Below are 25,770 nucleotides of genomic sequence, written 5' to 3'. Positions count from 1 at the left end.
GGGAGTGAAAAGGGTGAGGTATGATTTAATTGTTGTTGGAGCAGGACCTGGAGGCTATGTAGCAGCAATCAAGGCTGCTCAGTTGGACATGAAAGTAGCACTTGTTGAAGAGCAAAGAGTTGGCGGGACATGCTTGAATCGAGGCTGTATCCCGACGAAATCTTTGCTGCATTCTGCTGAGACGGTCAGAACGATCAAACAGTCAGAGGAAATCGGCATTCACATCGACGCTATCACTCTTGATATGAATCGTATCTATCAGAAAAAAGAGCAAGTGGTCGATCAATTGGTTCAAGGAGTTGAAGCACTAATCAAGGCAAACAAAATTGAATTGATCATGGGAAGCGGCGAAATCATTGCAAAAGGTAAAGTCAGAGTTTCAGGAGAAATTTATGAAACAGATAAGATCCTGATCGCAACTGGCTCAAAACCAGCGATTCCGCCTATACCTGGAAGTGATTTACCTGGTGTTTTAACGAGTAATGAACTTTTGGCTCAGTCAAATCAATATAAGCAGTTGGTCATTATCGGTGGAGGTGTGATCGGTGTCGAGTTTGCTTCGATTTTTAATGATCTAGGCTGTGATGTTACGATCATTGAGGCTGCTGATACGCTTTTGCCAAATTTTGATAATGAGATTTCTAAGAAATTAGCATTGATCCTGAAAAAGCAAGGGATCAAAATTTTTACTAAATCCAGTGTTGCATCGATCACTAAAGATGAGCTGTTGACCTGTACATTCATTTCAAAAGGCAAAGACATGAGTGCAGAAGGGGATGCTGTACTGATCGCAACAGGTCGTAAAGCTGCATTTGATGGACTATTTGCCGAAGGCTTTGCTGTTGAACTTGATAACCAGGCGATTTGGGTCGATGAAGCCTTTGAAACATCCGTTAAAGGCATTTATGCGATCGGGGATGTTGCTAGCCGCGGCATGCAATTAGCGCATCTAGCTTCTGCTCAAGGAGTGAATGCTGTGATGGCAATGAATCAAACAGCAGGTGTTTATGATTTAGACTTAGTTCCATCATGTGTCTATACGGCGCCAGAGATCGCTTCAGTCGGAATAACAGAGACACAGGCAAAAGAACAGGGAATTTCGATCAAACTCGGGAAATATCCGATGGCTGGTAACGGAAAAACGATCATTGCAGGTTCTTCTCTAGGCTTTATCAAAGTCATCGCAGAAGCTCAAAGTGATAAAATCATCGGTGCTCATCTAATGTGTGAGCGTGCGACAGATATGATCAGTGAATTTGCGACAGGCATCGCAAATGGCTTGACCATCGATCAAGTGACAGGAATCATTCATCCTCATCCAACGTACAATGAAGGTGTCGGTGAAGCTTATGAACTTTTAACAGGCCACAGCATCCACACCATGCCTAAAAAATAAACTGGAAAAATGACACAGCGGTTTGGTATGATAGGCGTAACGTTTTATCTGTTGTTTTTGGTTGTTTACGATAAGATCGATGAGTCGTTCGATTGATCTACGTATATCAGTTAAAGTCACATCGGATCAAAAGAAAAGGAGAAAAATAAATGCTAACAGAAAAACAAACATTATTTGCTGATGGATTACAAGAAGAATTGGTCGAAATCAGAAGGCACTTGCATCAAAACCCGGAAATCGGGCTAGAATTACCTAACACCGTTGCGTTCGTGAAAGAAAAACTGACAGAGTATGGGTATGAACCCCAATCGTGCGGGGAATCAGGAATTACAGTCGTTGCAGGTAAAAAGGCTGGAAAAACTTTCTTATTGCGTGGAGATATGGATGCTTTGCCAATTAAGGAATTAACTGATTTGTCTTTTAAATCTGAGAATGGTTATATGCATGCCTGTGGTCATGATATGCACACAACGATGCTTTTAGGTGCAGCCAAAATTTTGAAAGAATTTGAAGATGAGCTTGATGGACAAGTCAAGCTATTGTTCCAACCGGGAGAAGAGATTCTTTCAGGATCAAAAGTTTGTATCGAAAATGGCGTCTTAGAAAACCCTAAAGTGGATGCAGGTATGATGATGCATGTCTTTCCTTTCAGCACGCTAAAAGTCGGACAAATCATGCCAACACCAGCGGGGACCTTCATGGCAAGCGCTGATTGGTTTGAGATCAATATCAAAGGACGGGGCGGACACGGTTCACAACCAGAAACATCGATCGATCCAATCAATGTAGCAGTGCATATCTATACTGCTTTACAGGAGCTTTCTGCAAGAGAGATCGGCTCAGAGGAACGATTTGTATTGACGATCGGTGAATTTACAGGAGGAACACCGGGCGCTTCGAATATCATTCCTGAAACGACTGTGATGAAGGGGACATTAAGAACCTTGAAAGAAGATGTACGCGTACAGGTCAAAGAACGCATGGTAGCGATCGCAGAAAATATTGCCAAAGCATTTCGTGCAGAAGCAGAGGTCGTCTTTACGAATGGATGTACAACCAATGTCAATGATCCCGAACTTGCAGCTTTCACTAAAGACTCACTTACAAAAACATTTGGTGCAGAACGAATCGTAGATATTCCTATTTCAACACCTTTGATGGGAAGCGAGGACTTTGGCGAAATCAGTCAATTGATTCCAACAGCAACGGTTCTTTTAGTCGCATCAGAAGAAAATATCAATTTGCATAATCCTGCCATCGTTTTTGATGAGTCGATTTTAAAAGAAGGAGCAAAAGTTTATTTTGATACAGCAATGAGCTGGTTGAAAAAATAGACGAAATCAAATCAAAAAATGGAGGGTTATAATGGTCAAAACAGATATCGAAATCGCACAAGAAGCAACGATGCGACCCGTGACAGAAATCGCTGAAAAGATTGGATTAAATGAAAATCAGTTTGAATTATACGGAAAATACAAAGCAAAGATCGATGTTGATCAGATCTCCCAAAACAAAGAAGGAAAAGTCATCCTGGTTACAGCGATCACACCGACACCGGCAGGCGAAGGAAAAACAACGACTGTCGTTGGTCTAGGAGATGCGTTGAATCGGATTGGCGAAGAGACGATCATTGCATTGAGAGAACCTTCCTTGGGGCCTGTTTTTGGGATCAAGGGCGGTGCGGCAGGTGGCGGCTATGCTCAGGTGATTCCAATGGAAGATATCAACTTGCATTTCACCGGTGATTTTCATGCGATCGGGGCAGCAAATAACTTACTGGCGGCAATCATAGACAATCATATTTTCCAAGGCAATGAGCTGGGCATCGATAATCGCAGAATCACTTGGAAAAGAGCGGTAGATATGAATGATCGTCAATTGAGACATATTGTTGACGGACTGGGTGCACGCGTGAATGGGGTTCCTAGAGAAGATGGTTTTGAAATCACGGTTGCTTCAGAAATCATGGCGGTACTATGTTTATCGAATGATATTGAAGATCTAAAAACAAATCTTGCCAATATTATCATTGGTTATACGTATGATAATCAACCTGTCACCGTTAGAGAATTGAATGCGCAAGGGGCGATGACCGCTTTACTGAAAGATGCCATCAAACCCAATCTGGTTCAGACGTTAGAAAATAATCCAGCGTTGATCCACGGCGGTCCGTTTGCTAATATTGCTCATGGCTGTAATAGCGTGATCGCAACAAATACAGCTAGAAAATTAGCAGATTATGTAGTGACAGAAGGAGGATTCGGTGCAGATCTAGGTGCGGAAAAGTTTATTGACATCAAGTGCCGTAAATCAGGAATTCGTCCTTCAGCAGTCGTTGTTGTTGCTACTGTGCGGGCATTGAAGATGCATGGCGGTGTGCCGAAAGATCAACTTGGAACAGAAAATATCGAGGCATTAGAAAAAGGCTTACCGAATCTGCTTAAGCATATCGAAAATACAACCACTGTTTTTGGTTTGCCGACAGTTGTTGCGATCAATAAGTTTCCAACAGATACAGAGGCTGAATTAGCTTTAGTTGAAGCAGAATGTAAAAAAAGAGAAGTAAACGTAGTTCTTTCCGATGTTTGGGAAAATGGTGGTGCAGGTGGTGAAGACTTAGCTCGTGAAGTCGTTCGTTTAGCAGACCAAGAAAATCATTTTTCTTTTACCTATCCAGACGAATATTCGATCAAAGAGAAAATCAATGCGATCGTAGAGAAGGTTTATGGTGGTAATAGTGTACAATATGAACCGCTTGCGGAACGTGAAATTGCTAAATTAGAAAAATTAGGGTTTGGACATTTACCGATTTGTATGGCAAAAACCCAATATTCATTGTCTGATGATCAAACAAAATTAGGTCGGCCGACAGATTTTACTGTTACTATCAGCAATATCAAAATATCCGCAGGAGCTGGTTTTATCGTTGCCTATACAGGAACTATCATGACTATGCCGGGATTGCCGAAAAAACCAGCCTATGAGAAAATCGATGTTGATCCTAATGGGAAAATTGTAGGGCTTTTCTAAAATAAGAAAAAGTAATCAAGTGTATGAACGACAAAAGCATTCATGATGGATCTGATGAACTCATGAATGCTTTTTTTATTTAGCTCAGGTGTCTTGACACCTGAGCCTTTTTCACGTAAAATAATGACATTCTATGTGTCAAGACACCTTTAAGGAGCTTAGAGATATGAAAAAAAATTCAGTCAGACAGTTAACGATTGCAGCATTACTAGTAGCAATGGGCATCATTATTCCAATGGTTATGCCAAGAATTACGATTGGCCCTGCTTCATTTACCTTAGCAAGTCATGTACCGCTTTTCTTAGCAATGTTTTTTTCACCTGGTGTGGCAGTAGCAGTTAGTTTAGGGACAGGCTTCGGATTTTTTCTTTCTGCGACGCCGATCATTGCTTTACGGGCACTTTCTCATTTGTTATTTGCAACGATAGGCGCATTATATCTACAAAAGCATCCAACGATCGTTTTATCAAAACATAAGGTTGTTTTCTTTAACGGACGCTTTCAACTATTTAATTTAGTGATCGGCTTAATACATTCTGCAGCGGAATTAGCTGTAGTAAGTGTTTTTTATACGATGGGCAATATGCCGGAAACCTATTATACACAAGGGTATATGTATTCCATCTTTTTGTTGATGGGGTTGGGCGGACTGATTCATAGCTTGATCGATTACAACATTGCTTATTTTGTAGCGAATGCTTTAAGCAAACAGTTTGATCTTCCAATTTTTAGTCAGGCTAAAAAAATGGAAAAAGAAAAGAAACAAATTCTTCCCCAAGAAGTAGAAGTACAAATCCGTTGAGGAGACAAAAAAAGTAGTTGGTCGTGTTATGACTCAACTACTTTTTTACTTTAGCGATCCCAAAATCAAGGCAATTTGATTACTTGTTCCGTTTCTGGATCAAAGAAATGTGCTTTACTGATATTAAATGCTAAATCAACCATTTCTTCTGGTCTGTGGAAATCACGCGCATCAACTTTAGAAATAAATTCTGTATCGCCCAGTCTTGTATAAAGCATTGTTTCAGCACCTAAAAGCTCAGAAACGACGACTTCGGAACGAACGACTGCATCGGTCATTGCGTCTAAAGCAACTTGTTCACTGTGGATATCTTCAGGTCGAATACCGAAAACAACTTCTTTTCCTTCATAGCCCTTTTCAACGAGCAATTTGTTTTTTCCTTCTGGAATCTTTAATTCAAGTCCATGGCCATCTCGGATCACGCCATTGTTCAATGTAACTTTAAAGAAATTCATTGCAGGTGAACCGATGAAGCCGGCAACAAACATGTTATTTGGTGTATTATACACTTCTTTTGGTGTTCCGATTTGTTGAATAAAGCCGTCTTTCATGATAACGATTCGGTCAGCCATCGTCATTGCCTCTGTTTGGTCGTGAGTCACGTAAATGGTTGTTGTTTCTAGACGACGGTGTAATTTGGCGATTTCAGCACGCATGGCAACCCGCAATTTGGCATCTAAGTTAGATAATGGTTCATCCATTAAAAAGACTTTTGCATCACGTACGATTGCACGTCCTAAGGCCACACGTTGACGTTGTCCACCAGATAAGGCAGCAGGTTTACGCTTTAAGTATTCTGTCAGACCTAAAATTTCAGCAGCATTTTCCACCCGTGTTTTGATTTCAGCCTTGTCATATTTACGAAGTTTCAATCCGAAAGCCATATTATCAAAAACAGTCATATGAGGGTATAGTGCATAGTTTTGGAAAACCATTGCGATGTCACGGTCTTTTGGAGCAACATCATTCACGATTCTATCTCCGATCGAAAGCTCACCTTCTGTGATATCTTCCAATCCTGCGATCATACGCAAGGTTGTTGATTTTCCACAGCCAGATGGGCCAACAAAAACGATAAATTCACGATCTGCGATTTCTAAGTTAAAATCTGTTACAGAATAATTCTCTGCATTATCATATTTTTTATAGACATTTTTTAACGCCATTTCCACCATTGTCGTCACTCTTTTCTCTTTTAGTATAAATGTAGTATAAATGAAAGCGCTATACATCCTCAACGGAAGGTTGCACAAGAAAAAAAGCTTTTTTTCGTCATTATGACAAAACGTGTGATCATTCCTCTAACTTTTCATTCAAAGACTTTGCTATAATAGTAGAAAGAATAGAATCGGGGGATAAAAATGAAAATAGCATTGATTGCTCATGACCGAAAAAAAGAATTGATGGTCAAATTGACTTTGGCATATCAGCCTATCTTGAAAGAACATGAATTATTTGCTACAGGAACTACGGGCTTAAAAATTTCAGAAGCAACAGATTTGCCTGTTCATCGCTTTAAATCTGGCCCTCTAGGAGGAGATCAGCAAATTGGTGCAATGATTTCAGAAGACAAGCTAGATATGGTCATTTTTCTTAGAGATCCTTTGGCTGCTCAGCCGCACGAACCAGATGTGACAGCGTTGATCAGACTAAGTGATGTGTATGAGATTCCTTTGGCAACGAATATCGGTACGGCGGAAATTTTACTAAGGGGGCTTCAAGCCGGTTTTGCTGACTTTAGAAAGGTTGTTCATGAAACAGACAATAAACCGCTTTCTTTTTAGTCAAAATTGATTGCAGTAATGTAAGGAATATGCTATATTTCAAATAGGCTTCGGCCTAATAAAAACAGAGTAGGAAATAAAGCGTCAAGTGCTGAAAGGATGGGATGTTGCCTTTCGGACGAAGTATGAGGTAAAAGAAGCACGAGCTGGCTTTTCTAATCATACGCGGTTTTGTTTTCGCATTCGCTGCATATTTTGTGTAGCAGCTCTTAGAGGAGATGCTAGTATTGAAGAAAAAAAGAATTGATGCACGAACCATTACGTTGATGAGTTTATTGATCGCGTTGATGGTGGTTTTCACACGGTTTATTTCGTTTGAAACCCAATTTTTACGAATCAGCCTGACATTTATTCCAGAATCATTGATGGGAATTTTGTTTGGACCGTTCTGGACAGGGATCGGTAGTGCAGTGGCTGACACAGTTGGTATGATGCTGTTTCCAAAGGGACCTTATTTTCCTGGATTTACACTGAATGCGTTTATTTCAGGAGCAATTTATGGTTTCTTCTATTACAAAAAGGAACTGACTTGGAAACGTGTATTTACAGCAACACTGCTTGTAACAGTGATCATCCATCTATTTTTGACCCCATTATGGTTGGGATTGATGTATGGGGTGAATCTATCTAATATTGCTTGGTGGATTCCAAGAATTTTGAAGAATGTTATTTTCTTCCCGATTCAAGTAGTTGCCACGTACTATTTGGGCAATAAAATACCATATAAACAATTTTTGAATAAATCATTAGCGAATTTTAAATAAAAAAACCTCGATCTTTTCTACATCCCAGAAAAGATCGAGGTTTTTTATTTATTATAATTGATTCTTAAATTGCGCTTCATATAATGCATGATAATAACCATCTTTTTTATCGATCAATTCATCATGACTGCCAATCTCAACAATAGCTCCTTGATCCATGACTAAAATTTTATCTGCATTTTTGATAGTCGATAGTCTATGCGCAATAACAAAGCTTGTACGACCAGTCATCATTTGCAAAAATGCGTCCTGAATCTTTTTTTCTGTCAGTGTATCGACTGAACTAGTTGCTTCATCAAGAATCAACATAGGTGGGTTACTGATCATCGTTCTGGCAATTGTCATCAACTGTCTTTGACCTTCTGAAATTTTGATGCCGCTTGCTCCGATCAATGTATCCAGTCCTCGTGGCAGACGTGTGACAAAATCAAAGATGTACGCCTTTTTCATGGCTTCTTCGATTTCTTCATCGGTTGCATCTGAGTTGCCATAAGTAAGATTATCGCGAATCGTACTGTCAAATAGCCATGTATCCTGCAAGACCATACCGAAACTTTTCCGTAAACTATCTCTGGTTATTTGCGTGATTGGATACCCATCGATTGAAATCGATCCGCTGTTTACGTCATAAAAACGCATCAGCAGATTTACTAAAGTTGACTTTCCTGCCCCGGTTTTACCTACAATAGCAATCGTTTCGCCTGGCGTAGCAACCAGATTAAAATCTTGGATCAGAGGCTTAGAAGGAATATAGGCGAAATCTACATGATCAAAAACGACTTTTCCAGCTGCATCAGTCAAAACAATTGCATGATCACCATCTGGTTTTTCTTCAGGCTGACTGATAATATCAAACGTTCGATCCAACCCAGCTAGAGCCGTTTGAATTTGAGTGGTAATCCCAGATAGTTCGATAAAAGGTTTTGAAAATTGACTAGAATAAATCGTAAAACTTGAAATTACGCCGACTGTTACAGCATGGTTGCCATTCAAAAGTAATAATCCGCCAACAAGACCGATCGATAAGTATGTTAAATGATCAACAAAACGCGAAAGTGGGTTTGTTAGTGAGGAAGAAAACTGAGCTTTTTGTCCTCGAACATATAAATGTTGATTGAGTTGTTCAAAGCGTTGTTGCGAAACATTTTCTTGCTGAAAGGCTTTAACGATTTTTTGATTTCCAACCATCTCAGAAACAAATCCGGATATTTCTCCGACTATTTTTTGTTGCTCAGCAAAGTTTTTTTGTGAAGAAGTTGCGACCAGCCAATTAACAAGAAAAATGATCGGCGTTGACACAAGGACAACGATTGTGAGCAGCAGACTAAGCTTCAACATGAAAAAGAAGGCAATAATCACAACGGAAATTCCTGAGAATAGTTGATTAAAAACAGCTGAGCAAGCAACAGAAATATTATCCATATCATTTGTAAAGCGACTGACAATATTGCCATGAGAATTTTGATCATAGTAGTTCAGCGGCAGACGATTAAGATGGGCAAAAGCATCTTTTCTAAGTTCAGCTACAGAAAGATAAGAGACACGATTTCCTAAACGCTGAATCAGCCATTGACTGATGACTGTCACGATCAAGATACCACCAAGCAAACTTAGTAAATAGATCAACTTGCGAAAATCCACGTTTCCTGCACCGATCATGGTATCGATCGATTTCCCCATATAATATGTCATCAAAACAGTCGTTAGTCCGCTTAAAATACCTAAAATAGCAGCTGCAGTTATTTCTTTTGGATAGTTTAGTAAATACGGGAGAAAACGATTAAAAGAACGAGCTGAATTTTTTTTAGTCATCATGGACGTTTTCCTCCTCTTGTGAAGCAACGATTTCTTGATATTCTTTAGAAGAGTTCAGAAGCTCTTCGTGTGTTCCCAAACCAACTTGCTTCCCGCTAGTCAATACAAGGATTTGATCTGCTTCTTGAATAGAGCTGATTCTTTGAGAAATCAAGATCAGAGTTGTTTCTTGCAGGTCTCTTTTTAACGCAGTTCTTAAATCCAGGTCTGTTTGATAATCTAAGGCGCTCAGTGAGTCATCTAGAATCAAGATATCTGGTTTACGGATCAAAGCCCGAGCAATCGTCAACCGCTGTTTTTGTCCACCAGAAAAATTTTTTCCGCCTTCATAGACTAGCGTGTCTAAACCTTCGCTTAGATTTTCAACAAAATCCTTACATTGAGCCGTAGCAAGAGCTTGCCAACATTCTTCATCAGTTGCTTTTTCCTTGCCCCATTGCAGATTTTCTCGGATCGTTCCAGTAAATAAGACTGCTGTTTGAGGGGTAAGAGCAATTTTTTTGCGTAGTTTCTCTATAGACCAATCGCGCACATTTAGATCATCAATAAAGATATTTCCCTCACTTGTATCATAGAACCGTGGAATCAGTTGAGTAAGTGTACTTTTTCCGCCACCGGTTGGTCCAGTGATGCCCAAAATCGAATTTTTCGGGATCGTCAGATTAATATTCTGTAAAGCTAAGCCGGCATCGGGCTGATAGCGGAATGAGACATGATCGAAGACGATTCCCTGTGAAGAGGTGCTGTCCATTTCATTTTGTGTTTTAGCTTGAATACTAGGTGTGATCGCTAATACTTCATTGACCCTTGAAGCCGAAGCCGAAGCGCGGGTAAAGATAATAACTAAATTTGAGACAACGATCAGTGCTAACAGCATTTGATTCATATAATTAATCAAAGCTAAAACTTCTCCTTGCTGCAGCCCGCCAATTTCGACCTTGATTCCGCCAAGATAAAGTAGTGCTAATATGCCAAGATTCATAACAAGAGTGGTCGCAGGAGTCAATAATGCAGAAATATTTGAAACACGTACGTAGATGGAAGCAAGATCATCTGTTACTTTATTGACATGCTTTTCTTCTGTCTGTTTTCTAGAAAAAGCTCGAATCACACGAACACCGCTTAGGTTTTGGCTGATTTGGCGATTTAATAAATCCAATTTTCCTTGAACTTTCTTATATAATGGAACAGTCGTCTTGATAATAAAATAAAGAATAATACAAAAAAGTGGAAGCATTAATAAAAAGATCAAGCCCATTTGCACATTGATATAAAAAGCCATGATCACAGATCCAATACTCAAAAAAGGAGCCCGAATCACTAAACGAATCAGCATTGCTAACGCTAGTTGTAGTTGGTTGATATCGTTAGTCATACGTGTAATCAACGTATCTGTGCCAAAGCTATTGAGTTCAGCATGAGAGAGCGTGTTGATTTTTTTCATCAGCTGATTTCGCAGCTCTGTTCCAAACCCCTGTGAGGCGATCGAAGAATAATGGCTCCTATGTCAATACTCCGAACAAAAAAAGGCGAAAGAATTGCTTAATGCTCATTAAAAATAATAAATAAAAGAGACGTGTGAACCAATGCCTCTAAATTAGACGGCACATTTCTCTACTGATCAAAAGAAGACGCACTTAAATAACCCCTTCAATCGTCTTTTTTTGAAAAAAGGGGACGTTACTAAGCAACAAGAGAAATTCGATCTGTATTGTACCAACGAATGTAACTGTCAATGCCAACGATGGCTTCCTCAAGTGTTTTAAAGGATTGGAAATTCACATATTCGCGTTTCAAAATAGAGTGGAAGCTCTCTATTCTTGCGTTGTCCCCTGGACAACCTTTTCTTGAATAAGAATGCTTTATTTTTTTATTCGTTAATGTCTGATTAAATAAGTCGCTTGTGTATTGGCTTCCCATGTCGCTGTGTACTATTTCTATTCCTTGTGCCTGTAAATTTACTTTTTCTAGCACGCTTGTTGCTAATTCTTTCGTCATGTGGGCACCAACTTTATGAGCAATAACCCGACGGGTTTCTGGATGATAGAGACTGGCTAAATACGCCCACTTTCCTCTCACTGGAATATACGTGATATCCGTTAAAAGAACCTTAGACCAATCACTCTTTTTTCTGATTAGATTAGGTAATTGAGCGACTTCAGTATAAGATTTAGGTTTTTTCATTTTCTTTATCATCCGAGAGTGAATCCCTAATTCACGCATTAAACGATAAATTAGGTAACGACTGACAGGGATATTCAGTTCTTCTTTAAAATATTTTGTCATTCTTGGATATCCATACATCGGATAGGCTAACCAGGATTTCAATACCTTTTCTTTTATCTGTTGGCGTCTGCGCATTCGATCGCTAGGCATCCAGTTTAAATACGCATAATAGGTGGTTCTTGGGATTTTAAGAACCCTTAAAATACGAGTAATGCGGTGCTTTGCTTCTAAATTGACACGAACGACTCGTAAGACAGTCGCTCGTCCTTTGGCCATCAACTCTTTGCCAAAAGCACCGCCGCTCGCTTTAAAATAGCATTTTCTTCTTTCAAGCGTTTATTTTCTTTTAGCAATTCTTGCTCTTTTATTGAAAGAACATTTCGATCCAATGGATCTGCCTGCCGTATCCATTTCGTAAGTGTAGAGACACTTACATTGTATTCTTTCGATAGTGAGTTCGCAGACCGACCGGTCTGACTTAATGAAATCATGGATTCTCTAAACTCTTTTGAATATCTTGTAGCTGTGTTTTTTGTCTGCATAATAAAAACTCCTTTAATAGATTATAGCGAACAACTTGTCCGTATTTCTAGTATAGGAGCCAATATTGGCAAATCATTACGCAAACTAATCCAATAATGGACATCAAAAGCATCCAACCGGCCATCTGCAAAACATATGCCTGATCGTTATTTCGAATCCCCTGATCAACCAAACGAGCCATAAACAATGGCAAGACCAGTTCAAAACAAGCTTCTAAAAATTTGAAAAAAGGCCCAAGAATCACCTGTTTTCGATACTTTTTAGCAAATCTAAGTAAACCTAACATAGAACTCCTCCTTAAGTTATAAGTAACAACGTTCCGCTTTGCTACACCTTGTACTGTTTAACATCAGTTCATTCCATTCACTGTGTTTCACAGCAAAAGCGGAACAGGTTCGTTCAGCCTTGACAGGAGAATAGGAAAAATCGATTGAGGCGCTTTTTGCCTCACTCTATTTTTATCTATTCTCCGAAAGGCAACCCTGTATAGCCTGAAAATACAAATGAACAAGAGCTAAGCAACAACTAGGATCAACATACCTTGTAGTTACTAATGACTTCATTGTTTTCTTAGTATGTTTCTTAGTAAATATCTTTCCTTCTATTTTATATCAATCCGGCAAGCAAATAAAGTTGCTCGCCTTAATCGGTAGTTATTTGTTACAATAATTGTGAAAGTACTAACTATCAGAAGGAGAACATCTATGGATGAATTTATTAAAGTCGTGTTATTATTTTTTATTTACGCATTTATTGGTTGGTTATGGGAAACCGTTTATTGCTCATTAAAAGCAGGGAAATTTGTTTATCGAGGTTTTTTGATCGGTCCTTATTGTCCAATTTATGGTTTTGGTATTTTGGGCGTATTGTATTTTTTAGACCCATTTAAGCAAAATCTTGTGCTTTTATACATCTTATCAACCATTTTGGTGACCATTTTAGAGTATCTAACGAGTTATGGATTAGAAAAGCTTTTCCATGCATCTTGGTGGGATTATAAGGATGTACCAATGAACTTAAATGGTCGTGTAGCCTTACCTGTATCGCTATTTTGGGGGATCGGCTGTGTTTTGATCGTACGAGTGATTCACCCGAAAGTGCTATTGTTTGAAAGCTTTTTAGCTAAAAACTTTGGAGTGATACTGCCGATCATTTTATTGATAATGATCACCAGTGATTTGATCTATACACTTATTAATATGCAGGCTTTCAAAAAAGTTACTACTCAACTTAGTACAGCAGTGGATGAAAGAAAAGAAGAATTGGCAGCTAAATTGAATGAAAAAAGAACAGAGTTTTCTTCAAATTTTTCTGAGTTGAAAGAATCTATTTCAGAAGAATTAACTGAACGAAAAAGAGCGAAGTCAAATGAACGAATTTCTTTGATGGAAGAGTTGAAAAATACACCATCGATCAACGAGCTAGTTTCACATATTGGCTTCAATCAAAAGCGCTGGATTAAAAATTACCCTAATTTAACATTGAAAAATATTAAAAATCCATTTGAAGTCAAAGAAATTATCAATAAGAATAGAAAAAATAAGAAATAATACTAGTTTAAATATAACAGTAGTGAGTCGTGTTTCACTTAACGTTAAAAGCTAGATAGAAGTGGGTCTTAGCTTATATTTTAGGGACTGACTAGTACGGATTAACAGTAGTTATATTACAGTGAAAACGATATTTTCGTTAAAATGTAACAAATTGTAACAGTATTGAAATAATATAGGCGTGATTGATTAGTATAATGAATAGAGTTGGATTTAGTTAGGAAAGGTGTTGGATTCAGTGAAAGTAAAAAAATTGATGCCATTTTTAGCTGCTATCTTAGTTATAAATGTAGGATTTCCGATCAGTGCTTTAGCAGAATCATTAGATGATCTGAACGAAAAAGAGGCGCAAACTGAACAAGCAGGAGAGTCCCTTAGCAAAGATATCAATACAGCTTTAAATGATGTTAATGAAAAATACGCTGAAATTGAAAAACTTAAAGTAGATATTTCAAAAGCTGAAGAAACAATCAAAAATTCTGAAGCAGAAATCACAATAACAGAGCAAAGTATTGAACGCCGGAAAGAAGTCGTTGGAAATCGTATGAAAGATATCCAATTGAGCGGGGAACATCGGACTTGGCAAGTGTTGCTAGATGCCGAAAATATCTCAGATTTCTTTAATAAGGCATTTGCAATGACTACTTTACAAAATGCTGAACAAGATAAGATAGAAAGTTTGTCTAAAGACAAAGAAAAATTGACAGAACTTCAAGAAACTGTAAAGAGCAAGCAAGAAGAGTTACAAACCAACGAAGCGAAATTACAGGAAGAAGCTTCTTCAATGGATGCGCAAGTTGCCTCTTTAAAAGAGCAGTTAGCGGATAATGAATCAGCATTACAGTTGATCGCTAGTCAAAAGCAAACGGAAGAAAAACGTATTTCTGATGAGAAAAAAGCAGCAGCAGCCCAAAAGCAAGCAGCAGCTCAAGAAGCACAGAGAAAAGCAAATGAAGCCGCATCATCAAGCACAAGCAGCGAGTCTTCAAGCTCCTCTGATTCATCAAGTAGCAGTTCAAGCTCTAGCAGTGAAGAACAGCCAGTTGTAACTCCTCCGTCTGAACCAGCGGAAGAGCATCCAAACACTGGAGGCGAGACAGGAGGCGGCAATGTAATCTATGTGCAGTCAACTGCTTACTCTTGGAGAGAAGCTGGATCTGGTTACATCACAGCTACTGGGATCGACTTACGTTCAAATAGCAACGTGATTGCCGTTGATCCAAGTGTGATTCCATTGGGATCATTTGTCGAAGTAGAAGGCTATGGTTTTGCCGTTGCCGGAGATACTGGTGGTGCAATCAATGGACATATCATTGATGTCCATTTCCCAACAGTCGATCAATGTATCAACTGGGGACGTAGAAACAATGTAAAAGTTACGATTCAGTAAGAAACTACAGATACGTAAAGACACTTTTCGAAGTGTCTTTTTTTTGTTAAGATTATCCCAAATGAATTAGTAATTATTTAAAAGAAATTAGAAAGCAACAGAATGTAATGCATTAATTTTTCATAAATGGTACACTGCTTTATAGAAAGTGAGGAATAACAATGATTCGTTTTGCAACAAAAGAAGACGGAGAAGCTATTGCTCCGTTGATATTAGTTATTTTAAAAGACATGGAACTACCTCTCTTGGACATCGTTCCTGAGGAAACTATTTTATCCGTTTTAGCTGAAGCATCAGCAGATCCGACTTATCGATATGGCTACCAACGAGGTTTAGTTTATGAGCATGAGGGACAAGTAGCGGGAATCGCTTTTGGCTATCCGAATGAAGATGAGCCAGTGATCGATGAACCCTTGAAGAAGGTTTTGCGTAAACATAATTTAGATGAAGAAATTAGGATTTTTGTCGATCCTGAAACATTACCGAATGAATGGTACCTTGATTCGATTTCAGTAGATGAAAAATATCGTGGGTTAGGTATTGGCTCGAAATTATTAGATGCATTACCACAGATCGCTGAACGAGATGGAAAAGAAATTATTGGGTTGAGTGTAGATAAAGCCAATCCTAATGCAAAAAAATTATATAGCCGTAAAGGATTTAAAGATGTGGCAGAAATGATGATCAGCGGACATGTATATGATCATATGCAAAAAAAAATCAGCGAATAACGATCGCTGATTTTTTAATTGGGTCGAACTATTGACACGTACCCAGTCCCATAATTGGTTTACGTCCATTATTCTTTTTTTTATTATATAGCCAGTAATCAAGAACTGCTGCAACACAAATACAAAGAGGAGCATCCTCATCATCAACCACATTCAAGCTAAAGTAATCTCCTGTAAAAAGAGTCGCTTTACTCATTTCCATGATTTTATGATTCATTTGATAGATGGAGTAGTGATGATTTTTAATATTACCTGAGACGGTCCAATGTAAGTGTTGGATATAGTAGAAATCAGCGTTTAAGTTTAGGATTTTTCGTAAAACACCGACTTTTTTAAAGCCTTTATACAGTTCAAAGCGTGAACCGAACATAAAAGAGGTTTGTTTGATACTTGCGACAAGCTCTCCATTCATTGCATATAATGAAAGGGCATCGCCTCGAGTTCCCCAGCGTCCGACAAGTAGGTAAAGAGATTTACCATCTTCATCTTTGACAAGCGTTCTCGTGATATTGCTTAGTTGTTGTTCTTGTATAAAAAACTCAGACACCATCTCTCACCTCTTTTCATTGTTGTCTGACTGAGAGAAACGTTATAAATCTTCTCTGATTGCTCTTAAAATCGCTTCACCAACGCCATTTTCCAAGTTGGTTGATGTGACATATTTGGCATGATCTTTCACTTCAAGTTCTGCATTTCCCATAGCAAAACTAACACCGGCCCATTGAAGCATACTGACATCATTGAAATTATCACCGATCGTCATGACTTCTTTTTCAGAGATACCACGATCTTTTGCTACATGAGCAACTGCTATTCCCTTTTGCGCATTTTTATGATTGACTTCGATATTATTTTGAGCAGAAGAAGTCACAACTAAATCAGGTAATTGTCTAATTTGAGTGCTTGTTGGGGCTAAGACGGTCGGTCCTTCCATGCTAAAACCAATAATTTTTAAAATTTCGATATCTTCCCGATCCAATAGTGTACGGATATCTTCAATATAATTAACATCCAATAAGGATAAGTGGGCCGCGGCCATCGCAATTGCCACTTTATAAGTCAAATGCGGCATAGTTGACGCAATGTGAGCCGCAAAATTCTCGATTCTTTTTTCTTGATGAGCTGAAAAAATACCTTTATTCGTTGAAACTTCAAAATATACATTATTTGCATCCAGAATATCCATGATTTCAGCGGTGGTTTTCTTTTCGATTCCAGCTGTGAAGAGTGCATTGCCTGCCTTATCAAAGACTTTTGCACCATTCAGGGTGATCATTGCACATTCGATCCCAGCTTCATCAAGCGCTGGTTTCGCTTCTGTATAAGCACGTCCTGTAGCAACCATAAATTCGATCCCAAGACGTTCGGCCTCACGTATCGCTGAAGCATTGTCTTTTGAAATGCCCATTTTTGAATCTAGTAATGTTCCGTCCATGTCTGAAGCAATCAATTTAATCATAAATTTTTCTACACCTCGTTTATTTAACTTACCTATAGTTTACCATGTTTTTATGATTTCAGTGCAGAAAAAATTTTCTTGTCACATCCCATAAAATCCGCTATGCTAATCATGTAAAAGAAAGTTAGCAGAATAGACGTTTTACTTAATGGGTAATTGCAGTAAAAAAAAGAATTATGTTAAAGGAGAAGTATTAATGAAAGAAATCATTCATAATAGCTGGCAAGATGTTTTAAAGGATGAATTCAATAAAGACTATTATCTAAAACTACGCGAATTTTTGAAACAAGAATACAGTCACCAAACCATTTATCCAGATATGTACCATATTTATTCGGCCCTTGAGCTGACACCGTATGAAGAAGTCAAAGTCGTGATATTGGGACAAGATCCTTATCATGGGCCAAATCAAGCTCATGGACTAAGTTTTTCAGTACAGCCCGGAGTAAGAACACCGCCATCATTGATGAACATTTATAAAGAGCTTCAGGATGATCTGGGCTATCCGCCAGTCTCACATGGTTTTTTGGAAAGCTGGGCAAAACAAGGAGTTCTACTATTAAACACTGTATTGACTGTTCGAAATGGACAAGCTTATTCTCATCGTGGACAAGGGTGGGAAAATTTGACGGATGCAATCATCCAGAAGCTGAATGAGCGGGAAAAACCAATTGTCTTTATTTTATGGGGCAAGCCGGCACAGGAAAAAATCAAGATGATCGACACCAATAAACATATTATTATCAAATCGCCTCATCCAAGTCCCTTAGCAGCTCATCGTGGCTTCTTTGGTTCAAAGCCATTTTCAAAAACAAATCAAGCATTAGAACAGTTAGGAGAAACACCGATCAACTGGCAGTTGCCTGATACAGTGTCATAAAACAGACGCAATCTGTTATAGTGCAGATGATGGAGTTTGTGAAAGATATATCAGAATCAATGTTTTTTCCACTAATACAGCAAGAAATAACTGTTATTTTCTTTAAGAATGGTGTATGATAAGTTTGTATAAATAATCATTGGAGGGTGTATCGTGGAATTATTCGATAGCTTAAAATTTAAAGTCATTCGCCGCAATATCAAAATTGTTTTCCCGGAGGCAACAGATCCTCGTATTCTAGGGGCTGCTGCACGTTTGAAAGCAGAAGAATTAATGGAACCGATTTTGATCGGTAAGCAAGAAGCCATTGTTGAAGCAGCACATGCTCGTGGAATCAAAACATCAAACTTCACTATTATCGACCCTGATAATTATGAAGGCTGGGAAGAAATGGTTGCTTCATTTGTTGAACGTCGTAACGGCAAAGTAACAGAAGAAGATGCTCGTAAGATTCTTAAAGACGTGAACTATTTTGGCACAATGCTGACTTATATGGGTCTTGCAGATGGTATGGTCAGCGGAGCGGTCCACTCAACTGGTGACACGGTTCGCCCAGCACTACAAATCATTAAAACAAAACCAGGCATCAGCCGTACAAGTGGTGCGATGATCATGGTTCGTGGACGTGATCAAGAGAAATATATCTTTGCAGATTGCGCGATCAATGTAAATCCAACAGCTCAAGAACTTGCTGAGATCGCTGTTGATAGTGCAAAAACCGCTGAATTATTCGATATCGATCCAAAAGTTGCAATGATGAGCTTCTCTACAAAAGGTTCTGCAAAAGCACCTGAGGTTGATAAAGTTGTTGAAGCGACTAAAATCGCCAAAAGTTTAGCACCAGAATTGGAAATCGATGGAGAATTACAATTTGATGCTTCTTACGTTGCTTCTGTAGCACAACTTAAAGCACCAAATTCACCAGTTGCTGGTCAAGCTACAGTCTTTGTTTTCCCAGAATTACAATCAGGAAACATCGGCTACAAGATTGCACAACGCTTAGGTAATTTCGAAGCGATTGGCCCGATCCTACAAGGATTGAACAAACCTGTTTCTGATTTATCTCGTGGTGCAAATGAAGAAGATATCTACAAATTATCGATCATCACAGCAGCACAATCATTGATGAATTAATTTTATTACTAGAGAATCTAAGTAAAACGATTGACGTTTTCACTTAGCTCTCTAGTTTTTTTTTCGATAATTCGGTATACTACACTACATAGAAAGATAGAAGAAGCGAGAAATCAGGTGGAAAAGTGGAAATAATAATCAATGATCCGAAAGAAACAGAAAATATTGCAAAAATCATCGGACAAAATGCGACAGCAGGAGACACGATCGTTTTATCTGGAGATCTTGGAGCCGGTAAAACAACGATGACCAAAGGCATTGCTTTAGGTCTTGATATTGAGCAAATGATCAAAAGTCCGACCTACACGATAATTCGCGAGTATCGTGAAGGGCGTTTGCCGCTCTATCATATGGATGTTTACCGTATTGAAAATGGGGCAGATGACTTGGGCTTAGATGAATATTTTGAGGGTGACGGTCTATCTGTTGTTGAATGGGGAAAACTCTTAGGTGAATTCATGCCTGAAGATTATCTAGACATCACGATTGAAAAAGACCCAGAAGATCTCGAAAAAAGAAAATTAGCGATTCAAGCGTTCGGACGACGGTCAGAACGATTTTTAGAACGTATCCAGCAAAAAATGGAGGAAAAAGAATGACAGAAGTTGAATTTACGATTCGGGAAGCAATTCCAAGTGATGCGGCAGAGATTTTACGAGCTCTCAAAATTATTGGCAGTCAAACGCCTTTTTTAGTGATGGATGAAAAAGGGCTGGAGATGACGACAGATGAGATGGGAGATAATTTAGCGAATCTTTATGAATCGCCGAATAACGTTTTGATGGTTGCTTTAGCTGACGGGAAAGTGATTGGAACAGCCTCTGTGAAAGCTTCTTCGAAACAGCGGATGGAGCATATCGGAGAAATAGGGATCAGTATTTTACAAGACTATTGGGGCTTTGGCTTAGGCAGTTTAATGATGGAAGAACTAATCGAATGGGCAAAAGAAAGCAATGTGATTCGTCGTTTGGAATTGACGGTACAGCATCGAAACCAACGAGCTGTCCATGTTTATGAAAAAATTGGTTTTACGACAGAAGCCATCATGCCCCGGGGAGCCAAAACGGATGACGGCGAATTTCTAGATGTTCATTTGATGAGCATGATGATCGATTGATAGAGAAATAAGTAAAAGTATTGAACGTGATCGTCACAAGTGTTCAATGCTTTTTTTGTTACGCAGTGTAACTGTGATGTCACAAGTTACCTATTTGCATTCCTGTAACGACTTACTGATTTTCTATATACGATTTTTTATGGAAACGCTATACTGAAAGCAGATAAATTACTAAGGAGCTGAAGGTCATGTCAAAAGGAATCAAAATTGTAACGATCGGTGGAGGTTCAAGCTACACGCCGGAATTAGTTGAAGGATTTATTAAACGTTACGATGAATTACCAGTCCGCGAATTATGGCTTGTAGATATTGAAGCAGGAAAAGAAAAATTAGAAATCGTAGGAGAAATGGCCAAACGTATGGTCAAAGCAGCAGGTGTCGACTGCGAAGTTCATTTAACACTTGATCGTCGTGAAGCGTTAAAAGATGCTGATTTTGTTACAACACAATTGCGTGTAGGACTATTAGATGCGCGAATTTTAGACGAACGGATTCCATTAAGTCATGGCATGATCGGTCAAGAAACAAATGGAGCCGGCGGGATTTTTAAAGCATTGAGAACGGTTCCTGTGATATTGGACATCGTTGAGGATATGAAAGAATTATGTCCAAATGCTTGGTTGATCAACTTCACAAACCCAGCAGGCATGGTCACAGAAGCTGTTTTACGTTATGGTAATTGGGACAAAGTCGTTGGTTTATGTAATATTCCAGTCAATGCTGTGTTTGAAGAAGCTGCATTGTTAGGGGAGGAAAACCGTGATTTATTCTTCCAATTTGCTGGAATCAATCACTTACATTGGCATACGATCACAGATAAAGATGGAAATGACCGTACAGATGAACTGATCAAAATTATGTATGGTCAAGATGATGCAAAATCAATTGTAGCAAATATTAAAGACAATAATTTGATTTGGGAACAAGTAGAAAATTTACACATGGTTCCTTGTCCGTACCACAACTATTACTACTATACAGATAAAATGTTAGCAGAAGAATTAGAAGACTTTAAAAACAACGGGACGCGTGCCGAAAAAGTCAAAGAAATCGAACATGAATTGTTTGAATTATACAAAGATCCAAACTTAGACTACAAACCAAAACAACTTGCAGAGCGCGGCGGTGCCCGCTATAGTGATGCGGCTTGTGAAATCATCAATTCGATCCACAATGATAAGCGTACAACGATGACTGTCAGCACAAGAAATAACGGAACGATCACAGATTTACCAGCTGAAAGCGCAGTTGAAGTCACTTGTACGGTCACAGGGAAAGGTCCTGTTCCATATAACTTCGGCAGCTTCATGCCAAATCAACGTGGGTTGCTGCAAGTTATGAAATCTATGGAAGAATTAACGATCGAAGCTGCTGTAACAGGCGATTATGGTACGTTATTACAAGCATTTACGATGAATCCATTGATCACCAGTGGAGATGTTGCTAAAGAAGTCATGGACGAATTATTAGAAGCGCATAAAGCCTATTTACCAAATTTCTTTAAATAAAAAAATAAACAAGCGGCAGCCTAATCGGTGCTTGCTTGTTTATTTTTTTGGACTTCTTTAGCCAAATATTCTACGGTATAAAGCGCAGGTACTTGAGAGGTGATGTCACTATCGCCGATTCTTTCTGTCGAAATATAATAAGGAATATTGACATCAGATAAAGAAGAAATCGTTGATTTTTCACTATTTGTGATGGAAATGATGGCACAATCATTCGAAATAAAATGATTTAAGTAATGGATGATCGCTTCATTTTCACCGCTTACTGATAGAGCAATCACACAGACATTTCTTGCGATACTCTTATTAAAAAAATTGACCGGATGATTGATCGGATCTTCAATATGAAAAGCCATACTAAAAATAGAAGAAAAGTACAATGCACCATATTCTGCAATGATTTTTGAAGAGCCAGTTCCGATGAATAGAACCAGATCTTTTTCAGCAAGTAATTTTACAGCAGCCTGCATTCGCTCTTGATAAAACGTTTCAGTTGATCGCTGGATAAAATTAGTGAATGAGGTTTCATCCACAGCATGAGTTGTTACGGGTTCAGCTAAGGTTTTTCGATAAAGATTCAATTTGATTTTAAATTCAGAAAATCCGTCACAGCCGAACTTTCGGCAAAAACGAAGAATGCTAGCTGTACTGCTATGAGTCTCTTTCGCTAGTTCTCGAATTCTCATATAGACGACCTCATCCATATGAGCAGCAATATATTTATAAATCTCTAAATCGATTGGACTTAAATCAGGGGTGTGATCTAAAAAGAGCACAACATTCACCACTTTCTTTTAACAAGTTCATTCACTAAATCAACGCTATAAACATAATGTTTTACTGGCAAACCAGAATAATCTTTGTGAAACTCCTGAACGATGGTCATACCATTTTTTTCAGCCACCGTTTGAGAAGCGATATTTGTATCTCGAATGATCGAACAAATTTTTGGTGTCTTCAGGATATTTTTTGCATAGTCTAAACACAAAGCACTAGCCTCACTGGCATATCCTTGACGCCAATATTTTTTGTTTACCAAATAGCCAATTTCTAACAAATTTTTTCCTTCGACATCTGAATAAACTATACCACATTGACCAACAAATTTTTCCTCGTTTTTATCAATGATCGCCCACAAACCAAAGCTGTTTTTTTGATAGCTTGCTAAGTTCCAGTTGAGCCATTCATTTACTTTTTCGTCGGTAAATGGTGCCTCATACGCATACATTGTTTCTTCATCTTGTAAAATGGCACATAACTCTTCAAAGTCATCCTCTGACAGTTCCCTTAAATACAGCCGCTCAGTTTCGACTATTTTTTTCATCATTGATTAAACCTCCTTTTAAATCAAGCTGAAAGTCATTACATATTGCGGGCCTGCCACGCCTTCTATAATTTTATCCATAGGTAAAAATCCAGATTTTTTATAAAGAGTTTGTGCTGCACTATTTTCTTTATTTACAGCAAGAACGATTTCATCAGCTGTTGGAAAGAGTTTTCTTGTGAACTCGGGTAGTTGCTGCAAGACCTTTTTTGCATACCCTTGCCCTTGATAGCGGTAGTCTGTCGAAAAAGTTCGTAGTAAAATCGCATGCTCATTTTCAGTGTATAAAGAGACATCTTTCTTTTCATCTAATACAAAAAAATTAGTTAAGCGTTCATTTTCAATTCCTACGATCGGATGAATGAAAGGATTTGTCGAAGCGATCTTTAGGGGCATTTCAGGTGTTTCTGTAAAGCGAAGCTGTTCCTCAGTTAATTGGTATTGGCAGATCAATGCTGAAAATTCTTCATTATATTCGCTTAATAACATTTATGTTCTTCCTTTCCTCTTTTCTTGCTAAGTCCTTCCTATTTTAACATACTCAGCCCATTTTTTAGCTTAAATGATCAGTGAAGGAGTTGACGGCTGAAAGAAATGTGACAGACAACTGGGACTATTTTAAAAGAAACTCGGAAGTTTAAATCGATCATTTCTTTATATACTAGGTTCATCAAGTAATATAAGTCGCCCGAGACGTTAAATGAGAGGAGATGCAGGATGAAATCGGATATTTTTTTGATGCAGCAGGATAAGGCGATGAAAAAACAATTAAAAGTTATCAAGAAGCTGCAAAAAAGAGTGCACGCAGAACAGCGTAAAAAGAATCAGCTTGCATCTCAATTGAAGCGATCGCAACACCGAATAAAAGAGCTGGAAGACCAGCAAAAGTTGAAGGAGGAAATCAATAAATGACAGCATTAAGTGGAGTAGATGTAGTATGGCGTTTTCGTTTAGCAGAAGACGAAGGAAATGAACAGGCGTGGGGGTTAGCCTACAGTACAGAAAATGGCTATTCAAAATCAAAAGAAAGCGAATCGACCGTAACAAAAGACGGCAGCGTAGTAACACCTGGCGCTACAGAAACGACTGTTTCGGCAACGACATTATATAAAATCGGTTCAACACAAATCGACAAATTAGAAAGCGCAATGGATGAAAATAAACGGGTCCAAATTTGGCGCATCAACACAAAAGAAATCGGTACAGGTGCAAATGAAGGCAAATACAAAGCTAAATATTTTGAAGGCTTTTTCACCTCATTTGAAGAAACTGATTCTGCAGAAAACAAAGTGGAATATTCATTAGAATGGGCCATCGAAGGCGCTGGCAAAAACGGGTTCGCTTCATTAGTTGTTGACACAACTGAAGGCGGAGACTATGAATTTAAAGATACAGTCAAAGTAGAAGCGGCTGAGTAATGATAGATAAGAGGATGAGGCAAAAGTCGTTTAGGTTTGAACAATTGGAGTAAAAAAGGACAATACGCTTTTTGTATTGCTCGTTTTTTGTGAAATTGCTGAAGAATCTGACTTTTGGCTACCGTTTATTAAGAAGTAGAGTCCAGAACAAAACTGTTTTCTCGTTTTGTCCCGGACTCTTAAAAACAGGAGGACAATCATGGAGCTTACAATTAACGATAAATTAGTAAATTTTAAATTTGGATATGGTTTTTTAAAGGAAGTCAACCAACGTTATTCTGTTGAACGCGGCGGAATGAAATTGAAATTAGGTGTAGGGGCGATCATCTCAAATTTATTATTATCAGATGTCGACACACTTTTTGAAACGTTATTGATCGCCAATTTAACAGAAAAACCAAGAGTCCAGATCAAGGATTTAGAAGCATATGTGGAAGAACATGGTACGCAAACTTTATTTGAAGCGGTCATTGAAGAACTAAAAAAGTCCGAATATACAGCGATGATGGTGAACAAAATGCTGGAGGAAGCCGAACTGTAAACTCGGAAGAAAATGATTTTGATGCAAGCTACGCTCAAGTGCAGCTCAACTGTTTGCGTTATTTGAATATCGAAGACCTCAATGAGATCGATCGATTGACGATTCCTGAATACGAGTTGCGGATCAAGGCCTATCAATTAAAAAGTTTAGATCAACAATACAATATTCATTTACAAGCCTGGGCAACGGTCATGGCTGGACAAACCAAAAAAGGAAGACCTGTCTATCGAACCTTTGAGAAATTCTTCAATTATCAAAAAGCCGAGGAGCGAATACTCGGAAAAGACCCTAGCTTGCCGAAAAATCAAGAAAAAGAAAAACTCCAGAATTGGATCGCAAACTTTAATTCGTAGAAAGG

The 25,770-nt window shown here is 38.5% G+C and carries 26 protein-coding genes, 2 pseudogenes and 1 riboswitch; of the genes and pseudogenes, 18 read left to right on the top strand and 10 right to left on the bottom strand.

Annotated features, from left to right (window positions below):
* Positions 1 to 13: 13 nt before the first annotated feature.
* The 4 genes from lpdA (at position 14) to CC204_RS08270 (ending at position 5,228) form a co-directional block, all read left to right on the top strand.
* Positions 14 to 1,396: a dihydrolipoyl dehydrogenase gene (lpdA, locus tag CC204_RS08285; RefSeq protein WP_088269757.1), complete on the top strand. Its 1,383-nt coding sequence runs from the start codon at positions 14 to 16 to the stop codon at positions 1,394 to 1,396.
* A 149-nt stretch (positions 1,397 to 1,545) separates the two neighbouring features.
* Complete coding sequence (locus CC204_RS08280) at positions 1,546 to 2,730, top strand: M20 metallopeptidase family protein (RefSeq protein ID WP_088269756.1); 1,185 nt, start codon at positions 1,546 to 1,548, stop codon at positions 2,728 to 2,730.
* A gap of 31 nt (positions 2,731 to 2,761) precedes the next feature.
* Positions 2,762 to 4,426, top strand: coding sequence for a formate--tetrahydrofolate ligase (locus CC204_RS08275; RefSeq protein ID WP_088269755.1), 1,665 nt, complete (start codon positions 2,762 to 2,764; stop codon positions 4,424 to 4,426).
* Between the two features lie 166 nt (positions 4,427 to 4,592).
* On the top strand, positions 4,593 to 5,228 hold the full coding sequence (locus CC204_RS08270) for a hypothetical protein (protein WP_088269754.1): 636 nt from the start codon (positions 4,593 to 4,595) through the stop codon (positions 5,226 to 5,228).
* 65 nt (positions 5,229 to 5,293) lie between these two features.
* Here the strand turns inward: CC204_RS08270 and CC204_RS08265 are convergent, their stop codons facing one another.
* A complete protein-coding gene (locus CC204_RS08265; RefSeq protein WP_088269753.1) occupies positions 5,294 to 6,403 on the bottom strand; it encodes an ABC transporter ATP-binding protein in 1,110 nt (369 codons plus the stop codon).
* A gap of 186 nt (positions 6,404 to 6,589) precedes the next feature.
* Between CC204_RS08265 and mgsA the strand changes: the two genes are divergently transcribed.
* Entirely contained in the window at positions 6,590 to 7,012 is a 423-nt protein-coding gene (gene mgsA / locus CC204_RS08260) for a methylglyoxal synthase (RefSeq protein ID WP_088269752.1), read from the top strand.
* 63 nt (positions 7,013 to 7,075) lie between these two features.
* Positions 7,076 to 7,203, top strand: a riboswitch (THF riboswitch).
* 27 nt (positions 7,204 to 7,230) lie between these two features.
* Complete coding sequence (locus tag CC204_RS08255; protein ID WP_188634507.1) at positions 7,231 to 7,776, top strand: folate family ECF transporter S component; 546 nt, start codon at positions 7,231 to 7,233, stop codon at positions 7,774 to 7,776.
* 51 nt (positions 7,777 to 7,827) lie between these two features.
* Here CC204_RS08255 and CC204_RS08250 read toward each other — a convergent pair whose 3' ends face one another.
* From CC204_RS08250 to CC204_RS08230, 4 genes and pseudogenes are all read right to left on the bottom strand, one after another.
* Positions 7,828 to 9,591 carry an ABC transporter ATP-binding protein gene (locus tag CC204_RS08250; protein WP_088269750.1) on the bottom strand — a complete coding sequence of 588 codons (1,764 nt, stop codon included), beginning with the start codon at positions 9,589 to 9,591 and terminating at the stop codon, positions 7,828 to 7,830.
* Positions 9,581 to 11,089, bottom strand: a pseudogene (locus CC204_RS08245) (ABC transporter ATP-binding protein); the annotation flags it as partial. The gene CC204_RS08250 and the pseudogene CC204_RS08245, both read right to left, overlap by 11 nt.
* A 185-nt stretch (positions 11,090 to 11,274) precedes the next feature.
* A protein-coding gene (locus CC204_RS08240; protein ID WP_120308903.1) for an IS3 family transposase occupies positions 11,275 to 12,359 on the bottom strand; the annotation gives its coding sequence in 2 pieces (ribosomal slippage) (positions 11,275 to 12,122 and positions 12,122 to 12,359; 1,086 coding nt in all).
* A 59-nt stretch (positions 12,360 to 12,418) separates the two neighbouring features.
* Positions 12,419 to 12,646 (bottom strand): annotated as a pseudogene (locus tag CC204_RS08230) (ABC transporter ATP-binding protein); the annotation flags it as partial.
* Between the two features lie 418 nt (positions 12,647 to 13,064).
* Between CC204_RS08230 and CC204_RS08225 the strand changes: the two are divergent.
* The 3 genes from CC204_RS08225 to CC204_RS08215 all read left to right on the top strand — a co-directional run bounded on the left by CC204_RS08225 (position 13,065) and on the right by CC204_RS08215 (position 16,031).
* Positions 13,065 to 13,910, top strand: a complete 846-nt coding sequence (locus CC204_RS08225) for a putative ABC transporter permease (RefSeq protein ID WP_088269749.1) — start codon at positions 13,065 to 13,067, stop codon at positions 13,908 to 13,910.
* A 226-nt stretch (positions 13,911 to 14,136) separates the two neighbouring features.
* Positions 14,137 to 15,300, top strand: coding sequence for a 3D domain-containing protein (locus CC204_RS08220; RefSeq protein WP_444542357.1), 1,164 nt, complete (start codon positions 14,137 to 14,139; stop codon positions 15,298 to 15,300).
* Between the two features lie 161 nt (positions 15,301 to 15,461).
* Positions 15,462 to 16,031: a GNAT family N-acetyltransferase gene (locus tag CC204_RS08215; protein ID WP_088269747.1), complete on the top strand. Its 570-nt coding sequence runs from the start codon at positions 15,462 to 15,464 to the stop codon at positions 16,029 to 16,031.
* A 28-nt stretch (positions 16,032 to 16,059) separates the two neighbouring features.
* Here the strand turns inward: CC204_RS08215 and CC204_RS08210 are convergent, their stop codons facing one another.
* Positions 16,060 to 16,578: an LURP-one-related/scramblase family protein gene (locus CC204_RS08210; protein WP_162288373.1), complete on the bottom strand. Its 519-nt coding sequence runs from the start codon at positions 16,576 to 16,578 to the stop codon at positions 16,060 to 16,062.
* Between the two features lie 42 nt (positions 16,579 to 16,620).
* Positions 16,621 to 17,490, bottom strand: coding sequence for a Cof-type HAD-IIB family hydrolase (locus CC204_RS08205; protein ID WP_088269745.1), 870 nt, complete (start codon positions 17,488 to 17,490; stop codon positions 16,621 to 16,623).
* A gap of 196 nt (positions 17,491 to 17,686) precedes the next feature.
* Between CC204_RS08205 and CC204_RS08200 the strand changes: the two genes are divergently transcribed.
* From CC204_RS08200 to CC204_RS08180, 5 genes are all read left to right on the top strand, one after another.
* Positions 17,687 to 18,370, top strand: a complete 684-nt coding sequence (locus CC204_RS08200; protein WP_088269744.1) for a uracil-DNA glycosylase — start codon at positions 17,687 to 17,689, stop codon at positions 18,368 to 18,370.
* A 153-nt stretch (positions 18,371 to 18,523) separates the two neighbouring features.
* Complete coding sequence (pta, locus tag CC204_RS08195) at positions 18,524 to 19,504, top strand: phosphate acetyltransferase (protein ID WP_088269743.1); 981 nt, start codon at positions 18,524 to 18,526, stop codon at positions 19,502 to 19,504.
* Between the two features lie 125 nt (positions 19,505 to 19,629).
* The gene (tsaE, locus tag CC204_RS08190) at positions 19,630 to 20,103 is read left to right on the top strand and encodes a tRNA (adenosine(37)-N6)-threonylcarbamoyltransferase complex ATPase subunit type 1 TsaE (RefSeq protein ID WP_088269742.1); all 474 of its coding nucleotides are present in this window, start codon (positions 19,630 to 19,632) and stop codon (positions 20,101 to 20,103) included.
* Entirely contained in the window at positions 20,100 to 20,621 is a 522-nt protein-coding gene (locus tag CC204_RS08185) for a GNAT family N-acetyltransferase (RefSeq protein ID WP_088269741.1), read from the top strand. Before tsaE ends, CC204_RS08185 begins: the two co-directional genes overlap by 4 nt.
* 188 nt (positions 20,622 to 20,809) lie before the next feature.
* The gene (locus CC204_RS08180) at positions 20,810 to 22,129 is read left to right on the top strand and encodes a 6-phospho-beta-glucosidase (protein WP_088269740.1); all 1,320 of its coding nucleotides are present in this window, start codon (positions 20,810 to 20,812) and stop codon (positions 22,127 to 22,129) included.
* A 20-nt stretch (positions 22,130 to 22,149) separates the two neighbouring features.
* On the opposite strand, the gene CC204_RS08175 is transcribed toward CC204_RS08180, so the two are convergent.
* Genes CC204_RS08175 through CC204_RS08165 form a run of 3 tightly spaced genes read right to left on the bottom strand, consistent with a single transcriptional unit; the run spans position 22,150 to position 23,942 of the window.
* Positions 22,150 to 22,905 carry a MurR/RpiR family transcriptional regulator gene (locus CC204_RS08175; protein WP_188634514.1) on the bottom strand — a complete coding sequence of 252 codons (756 nt, stop codon included), beginning with the start codon at positions 22,903 to 22,905 and terminating at the stop codon, positions 22,150 to 22,152.
* Between the two features lie 5 nt (positions 22,906 to 22,910).
* Positions 22,911 to 23,456, bottom strand: coding sequence for a GNAT family N-acetyltransferase (locus tag CC204_RS08170; protein ID WP_088269738.1), 546 nt, complete (start codon positions 23,454 to 23,456; stop codon positions 22,911 to 22,913).
* A 15-nt stretch (positions 23,457 to 23,471) separates the two neighbouring features.
* Complete coding sequence (locus tag CC204_RS08165; protein WP_088269737.1) at positions 23,472 to 23,942, bottom strand: GNAT family N-acetyltransferase; 471 nt, start codon at positions 23,940 to 23,942, stop codon at positions 23,472 to 23,474.
* 228 nt (positions 23,943 to 24,170) lie between these two features.
* Between CC204_RS08165 and CC204_RS08160 the strand changes: the two genes are divergently transcribed.
* The 4 genes from CC204_RS08160 to CC204_RS08145 all read left to right on the top strand — a co-directional run bounded on the left by CC204_RS08160 (position 24,171) and on the right by CC204_RS08145 (position 25,765).
* Complete coding sequence (locus CC204_RS08160; protein WP_088269736.1) at positions 24,171 to 24,365, top strand: hypothetical protein; 195 nt, start codon at positions 24,171 to 24,173, stop codon at positions 24,363 to 24,365.
* Positions 24,362 to 24,871 (top strand): phage major tail protein, TP901-1 family, encoded by a 510-nt coding sequence (locus CC204_RS08155; protein WP_087640993.1) that lies wholly within the window; start codon positions 24,362 to 24,364, stop codon positions 24,869 to 24,871. Before CC204_RS08160 ends, CC204_RS08155 begins: the two co-directional genes overlap by 4 nt.
* 199 nt (positions 24,872 to 25,070) lie before the next feature.
* Complete coding sequence (locus CC204_RS08150; protein WP_088269735.1) at positions 25,071 to 25,412, top strand: tail assembly chaperone; 342 nt, start codon at positions 25,071 to 25,073, stop codon at positions 25,410 to 25,412.
* 53 nt (positions 25,413 to 25,465) lie between these two features.
* Positions 25,466 to 25,765 carry a hypothetical protein gene (locus CC204_RS08145; protein WP_225533645.1) on the top strand — a complete coding sequence of 100 codons (300 nt, stop codon included), beginning with the start codon at positions 25,466 to 25,468 and terminating at the stop codon, positions 25,763 to 25,765.
* Positions 25,766 to 25,770: the final 5 nt, after the last annotated feature.

The organism is Enterococcus wangshanyuanii (genome assembly GCF_002197645.1).
GTDB classification, from domain to species: Bacteria; Bacillota; Bacilli; order Lactobacillales; family Enterococcaceae; genus Enterococcus_L; species Enterococcus_L wangshanyuanii.
This window is presented reverse-complemented; position numbering and strand designations above follow the sequence as displayed.

What these genes read in the sequence shown, in the direction of transcription:
- CC204_RS08280 (WP_088269756.1), top strand. Translation starts at nt 1,546, where the DNA reads ATGCTAACAGAAAAACAAACATTATTTGCTGATGGATTACAAGAAGAA.
- CC204_RS08275 (WP_088269755.1), top strand. Translation starts at nt 2,762, where the DNA reads ATGGTCAAAACAGATATCGAAATCGCACAAGAAGCAACGATGCGACCC.
- CC204_RS08270 (WP_088269754.1), top strand. Translation starts at nt 4,593, where the DNA reads ATGAAAAAAAATTCAGTCAGACAGTTAACGATTGCAGCATTACTAGTA.
- CC204_RS08265 (WP_088269753.1), bottom strand. Translation starts at nt 6,403, where the DNA reads ATGGTGGAAATGGCGTTAAAAAATGTCTATAAAAAATATGATAATGCA.
- mgsA (WP_088269752.1), top strand. Translation starts at nt 6,590, where the DNA reads ATGAAAATAGCATTGATTGCTCATGACCGAAAAAAAGAATTGATGGTC.
- CC204_RS08255 (WP_188634507.1), top strand. Translation starts at nt 7,231, where the DNA reads ATGCTAGTATTGAAGAAAAAAAGAATTGATGCACGAACCATTACGTTG.
- CC204_RS08250 (WP_088269750.1), bottom strand. Translation starts at nt 9,591, where the DNA reads ATGATGACTAAAAAAAATTCAGCTCGTTCTTTTAATCGTTTTCTCCCG.
- CC204_RS08225 (WP_088269749.1), top strand. Translation starts at nt 13,065, where the DNA reads ATGGATGAATTTATTAAAGTCGTGTTATTATTTTTTATTTACGCATTT.
- CC204_RS08215 (WP_088269747.1), top strand. Translation starts at nt 15,462, where the DNA reads ATGATTCGTTTTGCAACAAAAGAAGACGGAGAAGCTATTGCTCCGTTG.
- CC204_RS08205 (WP_088269745.1), bottom strand. Translation starts at nt 17,490, where the DNA reads ATGATTAAATTGATTGCTTCAGACATGGACGGAACATTACTAGATTCA.
- CC204_RS08200 (WP_088269744.1), top strand. Translation starts at nt 17,687, where the DNA reads ATGAAAGAAATCATTCATAATAGCTGGCAAGATGTTTTAAAGGATGAA.
- CC204_RS08185 (WP_088269741.1), top strand. Translation starts at nt 20,100, where the DNA reads ATGACAGAAGTTGAATTTACGATTCGGGAAGCAATTCCAAGTGATGCG.
- CC204_RS08180 (WP_088269740.1), top strand. Translation starts at nt 20,810, where the DNA reads ATGTCAAAAGGAATCAAAATTGTAACGATCGGTGGAGGTTCAAGCTAC.
- CC204_RS08170 (WP_088269738.1), bottom strand. Translation starts at nt 23,456, where the DNA reads ATGATGAAAAAAATAGTCGAAACTGAGCGGCTGTATTTAAGGGAACTG.
- CC204_RS08165 (WP_088269737.1), bottom strand. Translation starts at nt 23,942, where the DNA reads ATGTTATTAAGCGAATATAATGAAGAATTTTCAGCATTGATCTGCCAA.
- CC204_RS08160 (WP_088269736.1), top strand. Translation starts at nt 24,171, where the DNA reads ATGAAATCGGATATTTTTTTGATGCAGCAGGATAAGGCGATGAAAAAA.
- CC204_RS08155 (WP_087640993.1), top strand. Translation starts at nt 24,362, where the DNA reads ATGACAGCATTAAGTGGAGTAGATGTAGTATGGCGTTTTCGTTTAGCA.
- CC204_RS08150 (WP_088269735.1), top strand. Translation starts at nt 25,071, where the DNA reads ATGGAGCTTACAATTAACGATAAATTAGTAAATTTTAAATTTGGATAT.